General features: G+C 61.8%; 9 protein-coding genes. 2 read left to right on the top strand and 7 right to left on the bottom strand.

Annotation, left to right across the window (positions count from 1 at the left end):
• Both KCG87_RS05875 and mgrA read left to right on the top strand, forming a co-directional pair.
• Positions 1–1,320 (top strand): LLM class flavin-dependent oxidoreductase, encoded by a 1,320-nt coding sequence (locus tag KCG87_RS05875; protein ID WP_210556857.1) that lies wholly within the window; start codon positions 1–3, stop codon positions 1,318–1,320.
• 174 nt (positions 1,321–1,494) lie between these two features.
• On the top strand, positions 1,495–2,532 hold the full coding sequence (gene mgrA, locus KCG87_RS05870) for an L-glyceraldehyde 3-phosphate reductase (protein WP_210556855.1): 1,038 nt from the start codon (positions 1,495–1,497) through the stop codon (positions 2,530–2,532).
• A 209-nt stretch (positions 2,533–2,741) separates the two neighbouring features.
• Here the strand turns inward: mgrA and tauD are convergent, their stop codons facing one another.
• The 7 genes from tauD to KCG87_RS05835 form a co-directional block, all read right to left on the bottom strand.
• Positions 2,742–3,584: a taurine dioxygenase gene (gene tauD / locus KCG87_RS05865; protein WP_210556853.1), complete on the bottom strand. Its 843-nt coding sequence runs from the start codon at positions 3,582–3,584 to the stop codon at positions 2,742–2,744.
• Positions 3,585–3,739: 155 nt separating this feature from the next.
• Positions 3,740–4,573 carry a taurine ABC transporter permease TauC gene (gene tauC / locus KCG87_RS05860; RefSeq protein ID WP_210556849.1) on the bottom strand — a complete coding sequence of 278 codons (834 nt, stop codon included), beginning with the start codon at positions 4,571–4,573 and terminating at the stop codon, positions 3,740–3,742.
• Entirely contained in the window at positions 4,570–5,364 is a 795-nt protein-coding gene (gene tauB / locus KCG87_RS05855) for a taurine ABC transporter ATP-binding subunit (protein ID WP_098966679.1), read from the bottom strand. Before tauB ends, tauC begins: the two co-directional genes overlap by 4 nt.
• A 16-nt stretch (positions 5,365–5,380) precedes the next feature.
• On the bottom strand, positions 5,381–6,358 hold the full coding sequence (tauA, locus tag KCG87_RS05850; RefSeq protein WP_210556847.1) for a taurine ABC transporter substrate-binding protein: 978 nt from the start codon (positions 6,356–6,358) through the stop codon (positions 5,381–5,383).
• Positions 6,359–6,688: 330 nt separating this feature from the next.
• Complete coding sequence (gene gshA, locus KCG87_RS05845) at positions 6,689–8,272, bottom strand: glutamate--cysteine ligase (RefSeq protein ID WP_210556845.1); 1,584 nt, start codon at positions 8,270–8,272, stop codon at positions 6,689–6,691.
• A gap of 318 nt (positions 8,273–8,590) precedes the next feature.
• Positions 8,591–8,974, bottom strand: a complete 384-nt coding sequence (locus KCG87_RS05840) for a PaaI family thioesterase (protein ID WP_134785189.1) — start codon at positions 8,972–8,974, stop codon at positions 8,591–8,593.
• Positions 8,974–11,298: a Tex family protein gene (locus KCG87_RS05835; RefSeq protein ID WP_098966684.1), complete on the bottom strand. Its 2,325-nt coding sequence runs from the start codon at positions 11,296–11,298 to the stop codon at positions 8,974–8,976. The genes KCG87_RS05840 and KCG87_RS05835 overlap by 1 nt, the downstream gene beginning before the upstream one ends.
• Between the last annotated feature and the right edge of the window lie 218 nt (positions 11,299–11,516).

Below are 11,516 nucleotides of genomic sequence, written 5' to 3'. Positions count from 1 at the left end.
ATGAGCAGACAGTTGAAACTCGGCGCGTTTCTCATGGCCACCGGGCACCACGTCGCCGCGTGGCGGCACCCGCAGGTACCGGCCAATGCCGGGCTGGATTTCGCCCACTACAAGCGTCTGGCGCAGATTGCCGAGGCAGCGAAATTCGACACGCTGTTCGTCGCCGACAGTGTGGCCGCGCCGACGCAGGACATCGCCAGCCGCATGGCGCGCTCGGATCACTTCGAACCGCTGACCTTGCTCTCTGCCCTGAGCGCGGTGACCGAGCGCATCGGCCTGATCGCCACGGCGACCACCAGCTACAACGAGCCGTACCACGTGGCGCGCAAATTCGCTTCACTCGATCATCTGTCGGGTGGCCGCGCCGGGTGGAACCTGGTGACCTCGGACAACGCCGCCGAAGCGCTGAATTTCGGTCGCGACGAGCACATCGGCCACGCCGAACGCTACAGCCGCGCCCGCGAGTTTCATCAGGTGGTCACCGGGCTGTGGGACAGCTGGGAGGACGATGCCTTTGTCCGCGACAAGGCCAGCGGCGCGTACTACGACCCGTCGAAGCTGCACGTGCTGGATCACGTCAGCGAGCACTTTCGGGTCAAGGGCCCGCTGAACGTCGCACGCTCGCCGCAGGGACAACCGGTGATCGTGCAGGCCGGCTCGTCCGAAACCGGGCGTGAGCTGGCGGCACAGACCGCTGAGGTGGTGTTCACCGCGCAGACTTCGCTATCGGGCGCGCAGGCGTTCTACGCCGACCTCAAGGGCCGCTTGGCCAAGTACGGGCGCAGTGCCGACTCGCTGAAAATCATGCCCGGGGTGTTTGTCGTCGTCGGGCAGACAGAAACCGAAGCGCAGGAAAAATGTGAAACGTTTCAGCAATTGATCGAACCGGAGGTTGGCGTGGCGTTGCTTGGGCGTATGCTGGGCAACTTCGACTTGTCGAAGTACCCGCTGGACGGCCCGCTGCCAGAGTTGCCATTGACCGACAGCGGTCAGCAGAGCCGGCAGAAATTGCTGACTGAACTGGCGGGGCGGGAGAATCTGACCCTCGCCGAATTGGGCCGCAGGATTGCCGGTGGGCGCGGGCATTACAGCCTGGTCGGCACACCGGAGCAGATCGCTGATCGCTTGCAGGAGTGGTTCGAACAGGGCGCGGCGGATGGCTTCAACGTGCTGGTACCGCACTTGCCGGGCGGGCTCGAAGACTTCGCCCACGGCGTGGTCCCGGAACTGCAGCGGCGCGGGCTGTTCAGAACCGAGTATGAGGGCCGGACCTTGCGCGAAAACCTGGGCCTCGCCCGACCGCAAAACAGATTTGTGTAAACACCCTGTGGTGAGGGGATTTATCCCCGATGGGTGCCGAAAGCCACCCCTAAATCTGCATTCAAATTCGCGATTTTTTTTGGGACGGCTACGCCGTCCATCGGGGATAAATCCCCTCACCACAAAGTTGAAATTCACCCTCAATTTGCTGTTAATCAAACAAGAGAGGATTCGATGACTTACACCGCTGCCGAAAACCGCTACGACTCCATTCCTTACCGCCGCGTCGGCCGCAGCGGTCTGGTGTTGCCGGCGCTGTCGCTGGGCCTGTGGCACAACTTCGGCGACAGCACGCCGATCGACACCCAGCGCGCCCTGCTGCGCACCGCGTTCGACCTGGGGATCAACCACTTCGACCTGGCCAACAATTACGGCCCGCCGTACGGCAGCGCCGAGATCAATTTCGGTCGCCTGCTGCGCGAAGACTTCAAGCAGTACCGCGATGAGCTGATCATTTCGAGCAAGGCCGGTTGGGATATGTGGCCCGGCCCGTACGGTCAGGGCGGCGGCTCGCGCAAATACGTGCTGGCCAGCCTCGACCAGAGCCTGCAGCGTCTCGGTCTGGACTATGTGGATATCTTCTACTCGCACCGCTTCGACCCGGACACTCCGCTGGAAGAAACCGCCAGCGCCCTCGCCACCGCCGTGCAACAGGGCAAGGCGCTGTACATCGGCATCTCGTCGTACTCCGGGGTGAAAACCCGCGAGATCGCTGCGCTGCTCAAGGAATGGAAAGTGCCGCTGCTGATTCATCAGCCGGCGTACAACCTGCTCAATCGCTGGGTGGAGAAAGACCTGCTCGACACCACCGACGAGCTCGGCACTGGCGTGATCGCCTTCACTCCGCTGGCGCAAGGTCTGCTGACCGACAAGTACCTCAACGGCGTGCCGGCGGATGCGCGGGTCAATCGCCCAGGTGGCGGTTCGCTGCAGGCTTCGCACCTGTCCGAGGCCAACATCGCGCATGTGCGCGCGTTGAACGAGATCGCCAAACGTCGCGGCCAGAGCCTGGCGCAACTGGCACTGGCCTGGACCCTGCGTGATCCGCGAGTGACCTCGGTGCTGATCGGCGCGAGCCGGCCGGAGCAGATCGTCGAGAACGTCGGGGCGTTGAAGAATCTGAGTTTCAGTGCTGAGGAACTGGCGGAGATCGACCGGTTTGCCCAGGAGGGCGGGATCAATCTTTGGGAGAAGCCTTCGACGGCGGAGTGAGTCACCCTCACCCCAGCCCTCTCCCGGAGGGAGAGGGAGCCGACCGAGGTGTCTTGCGTCGTAAATCGACATGAGAAACCGGGTCGATTATGGATTCAGCACAGATTGATCAGGTTGGCGTACTTCTGATGCATCCCCCAATCAGTCCCCTCTCCCTCCGGGAGAGGGTTAGGGTGAGGGGCTTTTGATTCTGCTCTGGGCTTCAACGCTCAGCGAAAAAACGGCACATCCCCCAACACCGTAGCCCGCTGCATCACCCGTCGTGCCGGACGGTAATCATCCACCGCGTAATGTTGGGTCACGCGGTTGTCCCAGAATGCGATGTCGTCCTGCTGCCAGCGCCAGCGAATGGTGAATTCCGGCCGCGTTGCATGAGCGAACAGGAATTTCAGAATCGCTTCGCTCTCGGTGTCCGACAGTTCGTTGATCTTCGAGGTGAAGCCTTCGTTGACGAACAACGAGCGGCGTCCGCTTACTGGGTGAGTGCGGATCACCGGGTGTGACAACGGTGGGTTCTTGCGTCGTGCCTCTTCCCACTGTGCCAGTGCTTGCGGCGTGTTGCCGTAGCGCTCCAGCGGAAACGAGCGAGTGAAATCGTGAGTTGCAGTCAACCCTTCGAGCAAGGTTTTCATCGGCGCCGACAGTGCTTCGTAGGCGGCAATCCCGCTGGCCCACAACGTATCGCCGCCGAACTCTGGCAGCAGTTTGGCGCTGAGCACTGCGCCCATCGCCGGCGTTGGCAGGAAGGTCACGTCGGTGTGCCAGATCGCGTTGTCACGGACATCGGTGACCGCGGTGTCGAGGATCAGCACTTCGGGCTGCTCCGGCACGTTCGGGTAAATCGGATGGATGTGCAGGTCGCCGAAGTACGCGGCGAAACGTGCCTGTTGCGAAGGCTCGATCGGCTGGTTGCGGAAGAACAGCACCTGGTACTTGAGCAGCGCCTGCTCGATGGCGTCGCGCTGTTCCAGGTTCAACGGCTGGCTGACGTCGACGCCGCTGATCTGCGCGCCGAGGGCCGAGCTTAATGGGGTGATGGTCAGGCTGCTCATGGTGGGTCTCTGGAATTCGGGTTTTGAGCTTTTGGTGGGAGCGGGCTTGCTCCGGGCGGCGTTCCGACGAATGCGGTGTGTCAGAAGACATTTCTGTGACTGATACACCGCATTCGCGAGCAAGCCCGCTCCCACAGGTTTTGGATGGCAAGTATTCAATGCGCCTGGCCGTGCCACGGCACCAGTTTGCGCTGCAGGGCACGCAGGCCCATTTCCATGGCGAAGGCGATCAGGGCGATCACCAGAATCCCCAGCACCACCACATCGGTGACCAGAAATTGCGCAGCCGACTGCACCATGAACCCCAAACCGCTGGTGGCGGCGATCAGTTCGGCGGCGACCAGGGTCGACCAGCCAACACCCAGACCAATGCGCACACCAGTGAGAATGTCCGGCAGGGCGCTGGGCAAAATCACATGGCGGATCAGTTGTGCGCGAGTGGCACCGAGCGACTGCGCAGCGCGCAATTTCGCCGGGTCAACGGTGCGCACGCCGGTCGCGGTAGCGATGGCGATCGGCGCGAAAATCGCCAAGTAGATCAGCAGCACTTTCGACAACTCGCCGATGCCACACCAGATCACGATCAGCGGCAGATAAGCCAATGGCGGAATCGGCCGGTAGAACTCGATCAACGGATCAAGCACACCACGGGCAATACGGTTGGCGCCGATGGCGATGCCCACCGGCACCGCGGTCAAAATCGCGAAACCGAGGCCCAGACCGATGCGGCTCAGGCTCGCGCCCAGGTGCTGCCACAGAGTTGAATCCATGTAACCGGTGGTCGCCAGCAACCAGCCTTTTTGCAGCACGGCGGACGGTGGCGGCAGGAACAGCGGTTCGATCAAACCGGTGGCAGTCACGGCCCACCAGATCACCAGCAAGGCGAACAGGGTCAGCAGGCTGATCCACCGCGTACTGAGGTTGCGGCGCTGCGGTATCGCCACCGATGGGGTTTTCACTACCGGGGCGGAAACGTCGTAACTGCTCATGCGCGCTCCTGCCGTTGTACGGCGCTGCGTTGCGAGAACACTTTGCTCAGCACGTGCTCGCGGGTTTCGATAAAACGCGGGTCGGATTTGATCGCCCGCGCCGACTCACCGGCAGCGTAGCGTTGACCGAAATCCAGCTGCAGACGCTCGACGATCTGCCCCGGATTCGGCGCCAGCAGAATCAGGTCGGTGGCGAGGAATACCGCTTCTTCGATGTCGTGGGTAATCAGGAACACCGGTTTTGCAGTGCGCTGCCAGACTTGCAGCAACAGCTCCTGCATCTGCTCGCGGGTGAATGCGTCGAGGGCGCCGAAAGGTTCGTCCATCAGCAGCACGCGCGGGTCGGCGGCGAGGGCGCGGGCCAGGCCGACGCGCTGTTTCTGGCCTCCGGAGAGTTGCCAGATGCGGCGGCTTTCGAACCCCGAGAGATCAACCAGTGCGAGCATTTCCCGGGCGATCTTTTCACGTTTGTCTTTGGCGACACCCGCCAGCTCCAGACCGAAAGCCACGTTAGCCAACACATCCTGCCAGGGCAGCAGGGCGTCATCCTGAAACACCACGCCACGTTCGGCGCTCGGGCCTTTGACCGGCACGCCGTCGAGGGTGATGCGCCCGGCGCTGGGTTCGACGAAGCCGGCAATCAGGTTCAACAGCGAAGTCTTGCCACTGCCGGACGGGCCGAGGGCGACCAGCAATTGCTGAGGCCCGAGGGTCAGGGAAATGTCCGCCAGCACCGGTTCCGGGCTGCCCGGGTACTGTGCGCTGATGCGCTCCAGCTGTAGCAAGGCCATCGCAGTCCACTCCCGATCAATTGGTGATGTATTTGGCGCTGACGTACGGCGCGTAGTCCGGCAGTACGGCTTCGACCTTGCCTTGCTCCTTGAGGAACACGGCGGTGTCGGTAATGGCTTTGGTGGTCGGCGCGCCGAGTGTGATCACCTGATCAGCCGCCAGCGGGTAGACGTTGCCTTGCAGCAGCAATGGAATGTCGCTGGCCTTGGCGCCGGAGAGCTTCACCAGCTTGTCGACGTGGGACTGATCGGCGAGCCAGGCTTTGGGAGCCTTGCGGTAATCGGCGTAGGCGTCGAGGGTGACCTTGGCGAACGCGGTGACGATTTCCGGGTGTTTCTCGGCGAAGTCTTTGCGCACGATCCACGCATCGAAGGTCGGCGCGCCGAACTTGGCCAGTTCGCCGGAAGTGATCAGCACTTTACCGTTTTCCTTGGCCACACCGAGCGCCGGATCCCACACGTAAGTGGCGTCGATATCACCGCGTTTCCACGCGGCGATGATCGCTGGCGGGGCGAGGTTGAGCACGGTGACTTTCGACGGATCGATGTTCCAGTGCTTCAGCGCGGCGAGCAGGCTGTAGTGACCGGTGGACACGAACGGCACGGCGATTTTCTTGCCGACCAGATCCTGCGGGGTCTTGATCCCGGAACCGTCGCGAGCGACCAGTGCTTCAGCGGCGCCGATCTGGGTGGCGATGAGGAAGGTTTCCACCGGAACCTTGCGGGTGATGGCGGCGGTCAACGGGCTGGAACCGAGGTAGCCAATCTGCACGTCACCGGAAGCGATGGCAGCGATGATGTCGGCGCCGTTATCGAACTTGCGCCAGCTGATGTCGGCCTTGGTGGCTTTTTCGTAGGCGCCATCGGCCTGGGCGACTTTCGCCGGGTCGACGGTGGTCTGGTAGGCGACGGTAAGGTCGGCGGCCTGCGCCAGAAAGCTCGCAGCAGCCAACGAGGCCACGGCCAGCAGGCGAAGCGGGAAATTCAGTTTCATGGGGGAGTGCTCCAAATCAGGCGACCGACGATCGGCGTGAAAGGAGACTAAATGATCTAAGAATCTAAAAATAAATAACTTTTTAGACTTAGCTTATGAGCGGAAAAATCTAAGGCGTGAGGGATTGTGGATACTTCGGATCTTGTGTCAGACGTTAGGTCTTTACCCCCTCACCCCAACCCTCTCCCCCAAGGGGGCGAGGGGGAAAGGGAGCCGATCTTTATGCTTTTCAAGGCCTGAGTTCGGCTGGATATTTCAGGTCGGCGTCAATCTCAAGAGCACCTGAATCAGTCCCCTCTCCCTCCGGGAGAGGGTTAGGGTGAGGGGCTTTTAATTACTGATCGCCAGAATGCTCGCCTGATACGACCCGACAAACACATCGAAATCGCCAACCTCGTTCTGCTCCAGCTCAGCCTGTTGCGCCAGCGACGAACGCGCCAGCTCTTCAAACTTCGCCTGTTCATCAGCAGCCAATGGCTCGCTGCGGAAGAACTCGGCATGCGCCTGACTCTGGCGCAGGGAGAATTGCGCGAAGCTTTCCTTGTGCTCGGCCATGGTCGCCAGCACTTGGGCCGATGGGGTCAGGGACGAATCCTTGACCTTGGCCAGTTGCGCGTCGAGCGCCTTGCTGTGTGCGTCGCCGCCATGGCTCTGATCGAGCAGGGCCGCCAGCGGTGCGATTTTTTCCAGCAGCTCGGCTGCCCAAACCTTCAATTCGACCGCTTCACCGTCACGCTGCAATTGCAGGCCCGGACGGCGACCTTCCTTGACCACGCTGAGGAAGTTCGAAGTGGCATTTCCGCACGAAGTGTTGGTCAGCAGCGGACTGTCGTTCAGCGCGCAATACAGCAGGAACGCGTCGAGGAAGCGCGATTCGGTGACGTCGATGCCCATCGGCAGGAACGGGTTGATATCCAGGCAACGCACTTCGACGTACTGAATGCCCCGGGCCATCAGGGCCTGGATCGGCCGCTCGCCGGTGTAGGTCACGCGTTTCGGGCGGATGTTGGAGTAGTACTCGTTTTCGATCTGCAGGATGTTGGTGTTGAGCTGTACCCACTCGCCATCCTGGTGCGTGCCGACTTCCACGTACGGCGGGTATGGCGTGGCCACGGCCTTGCGCAGGCTGTCGGTGTAGCTCGCCAGATCGTTGTAGCACGGCGTCAGGCCGGCCTGGGCGTTGCTCTGGTAACCGAGGTCGCTCATGCGCAGGCTGGTGGCGTACGGCAGATACAAAGTATCCGGATCGAGCTGTTCCAGTTGATGCGAGCGCCCACGGAGGAAACCGGCATCCAGCGCCGGCGAAGCCCCGAACAGGTACATCAGCAGCCAGCTGTAGCGGCGGAAGTTACGGATCAGCGCGATGTACGACGACGACTGGAAATCGCGGTCGGTGCCGACGTAACCCTCGGCTTCGCGCAGCAGCGGCCAGAGCTTTTCCGGCAGGGAAAAGTTGTAGTGAATCCCGGCGATGCACTGCATGGTCTTGCCGTACCGCAGGGCCAGGCCCTTGCGGTAGACGTACTTGAGCTGACCGATGTTGGAGGTGCCGTAATAGGCGATCGGGATGTCTTCCTCGGCCGGCAACGGGCACGGCATCGATGGACTCCACAGGTACTCGTTGCCGAGCTTGCTGTAGGCAAAGCGATGAATCTTGTCCAGGCTCGCCAGCGTATCGGCCGGATCGGGCAGGGCGGGGGTGATGAATTCCAGCAGCGACTCGGAATAGTCGGTGGTGATCTGTTCATTGGTCAGCGCGGAACCCAAGGCTTCCGGGTGCGGCGTTTGCGCCAGACGACCTTCACTGGTCACGCGCAGGCATTCACGTTCGATACCGTGGAGGCACTGTTCGAGCAGAGAGAGGTTGGCGCGCTCGCCGAGCAGAGCCAGGCGGCGGTTGAGAAGTTCGCTCAATTTGGATTCCTTCACGCGTCAGTCGCCCCAATATGGGGGTGGGCAGGACGGTCTACAAGGGTGAAGTTGAAACTGGCGTTTTCGCCTGGTTTTTTGGGCTCACGAAGCCCCTTTCGAACCGCCGACTTCAATCCCTGAATCTGGCAGATGCACGCGAAGATTATGCGGTCCCTGTGGGAGCGGGCTTGCTCGCGAATGCGGTGTATCAGTCACTGCCATGCACACTGACACGCCCCCTTCGCGAGCAAGCCCGCTCTCACAGAAAAGCTCGACGCTGCGATCACAGCGCCGAAATTAACTCAAAATGATGAACAACATCTACAGGACAGCGAACGTGCCTTGCGCTTTTGCGACCAGTTTGTCGCCCTGCATCACGTCGGCCTCGACCACCAGCGTGCGGCGGCCCGGGTGGATGACCCGCGCCGTGCACAGCACCTCACCGTCGGATACGGCGCGGATGTAGTTGATCTTGCACTCGATGGTCGCGCTCTGCTGATCGAAGCCGTGGGTGCTGGAACAGGCCAGCCCCATGGCGATATCGACCAGACTGAACAGCGCGCCACCGTGCAACTTGCCGCCGCGATTGCGCAGTTGTGGTTCCAGCACCAGGACGACTTGCGCCACCCCGGTTTCCAGGCTGTGCAGGCGGCAGCCCAACAGCTTGAAAAACGCGCTCTCGACGAGCCCGGCCGGAACTTCCATCAGCGTTTCTTCAACTGCTTGGCGTTGGCGAACAGCGAAGCCATGGCGTTGTTCACCGGTGCGGCTGTGGCCGTTTCCTTGCGTGGCGCGTTGTTGGACGACTGGCGCGGTGCCGAGCCCGGACGCGAACCACGGGCACCGTCGATTTTCTCGCCCGGGGTGTCGCTCATGCGCATCGACAGGCCGACGCGTTTGCGCGGGATGTCGACTTCCATGACCTTCACTTTCACCACGTCACCGGCCTTCACCGCTTCGCGTGGGTCTTTGATGAACTTCTCCGACAACGCCGAGATGTGCACCAGGCCGTCCTGATGCACGCCGATGTCGACGAACGCGCCGAACGCGGTCACGTTGGTGACGACGCCTTCGAGGATCATCCCCAGTTGCAGGTCTTTCAGGTCTTCGACGCCTTCCTGGAACTCGGCGGTCTTGAACTCCGGACGCGGGTCGCGACCCGGTTTTTCCAGTTCTTGCAGAATGTCGGTGACGGTGGGCAGACCGAAGGTCTCGTCGGTGAACTTCTTCGGGTCCAGACGCTTGAGGAACGCGGCGTCGCCGATCAGCGAGCGAATGTCGCGGTCGGTTTCAGCGGCGATGCGCTGTACCAGCGGATAGGCTTCAGGGTGAACAGCGGAAGAATCCAGCGGGTTGTCGCCATTCATCACGCGCAGGAAGCCTGCGGCCTGTTCGAAAGTTTTCTCGCCCAGACGCGCGACTTTCTTCAGCGCCGCACGGGTCTTGAACGCACCGTGCTCGTCACGGTGAGCGACGATGTTCTGCGCCAAAGTCGCGTTGAGGCCGGAGATCCGCGCCAGCAAGGCCACCGAGGCGGTGTTTACATCGACGCCGACGGCGTTTACGCAGTCCTCGACCACCGCATCCAGACCACGCGCCAGTTTCAGCTGCGACACGTCGTGCTGGTACTGGCCGACACCGATGGATTTCGGATCGATCTTCACCAGTTCGGCCAGTGGATCCTGCAAGCGGCGAGCAATCGACACCGCGCCTCGGATCGACACGTCCAGGTCCGGGAATTCCTTGGCCGCCAGTTCCGACGCCGAGTACACCGAGGCGCCGGCCTCGGAGACCATGACCTTGGTCATCTTCATCGCTGGATACTTTTTGATCAGCTCGATTGCCAGTTTGTCGGTTTCGCGGCTGGCGGTGCCGTTGCCGATGGCGATCAGGTCAACCGAGTGCTTGGCGCACAGAGCGGCCAGAATGGCGATGGTCTGGTCCCACTTGTTGTGCGGCACGTGCGGGTAAACCGTGGCGTGATCGAGCAGCTTGCCGGTGGAGTCGACTACCGCGACTTTGCAGCCGGTACGCAGGCCCGGGTCGAGGCCCAGGGTGGCGCGCGGGCCGGCCGGCGCGGCCAGCAGCAGGTCGTGCAGGTTGTGGGCGAAGACGTTGATCGCCTCGGTTTCGGCACCGTCGCGCAGCTCGCCGAGCAGGTCGGTTTCGAGGTGGGTGTAGAGCTTGACCTTCCAGGTCCAGCGCACCACTTCACCGAGCCATTTGTCGGCGGGGCGGTTCTGGTTCTGGATGCCGAATTGCTGGCCGATCATGCCTTCGCACGGGTGCATGGTGCCCGGCAGTTCGTCGCCGACTTTCAGCGCGGAGCTGAGGATGCCTTCGTTGCGGCCACGGAAAATCGCGAGTGCGCGGTGCGACGGCATGCTTTTCAGCGGCTCGTCGTGTTCAAAGTAATCGCGGAACTTCGCGCCTTCTTCTTCCTTGCCGGCGATCACGCGGGCGCTGATGGTCGCTTCCTGCTTGAGGAAGTTGCGCAGCTTTTCCAGCAGGCTGGCGTCTTCGGCGAAACGCTCCATCAGGATGTACTTGGCGCCTTCCAGCGCAGCTTTCACATCGGCTACGCCTTTCTCGGCGTCGACGAAGCGTGCGGCTTCGGTTTCTGGCGTCAGGCTCGGGTCGTTGAACAGGCCATCGGCCAACTCGCCGAGGCCGGCTTCCAGGGCAATCTGGCCCTTGGTGCGGCGCTTCTGCTTGTACGGCAGGTACAAGTCTTCGAGGCGGGTCTTGGTGTCGGCGAGCTTGATGTCGCGTTCGAGGGCAGGGGTGAGTTTGCCCTGCTCCTGGATGCTGGCGAGGATACTGATGCGCCGTTCGTCGAGTTCTCGCAGGTAGCGCAGACGCTCTTCCAGATGACGCAACTGGGTGTCATCGAGGCTGCCGGTGACTTCTTTCCGGTAACGGGCGATGAAGGGAACGGTAGAGCCTTCATCGAGTAGCGCGACGGCCGCTTCGACCTGTTGCGGGCGTACGCCGAGTTCCTCGGCGATGCGGCTGTTGATGCTGTCCATAAAACCACCTGACATATTGTGAAAGCAGGCTCGCAGGCACGGAAATAAAGGCCCGGAGTCTGGTTGAGCGGCTAGAAAATTGCCGCTGCCTGGGTCAAAAGGCACCCCATTGACCCGTGAAATCGAATAATTACTGCGCAGGCCCGGAAAATATCGCGGCCACCTGCGGTAACGATTCAGACGTTGCCTGGCACAAAACGCCGCGCATTATAACCAGC

Source organism: Pseudomonas sp. MWU347 (assembly GCF_017947305.1).
GTDB lineage: Bacteria > Pseudomonadota > Gammaproteobacteria > Pseudomonadales > Pseudomonadaceae > Aquipseudomonas > Aquipseudomonas putida_A.
This window is presented reverse-complemented; position numbering and strand designations above follow the sequence as displayed.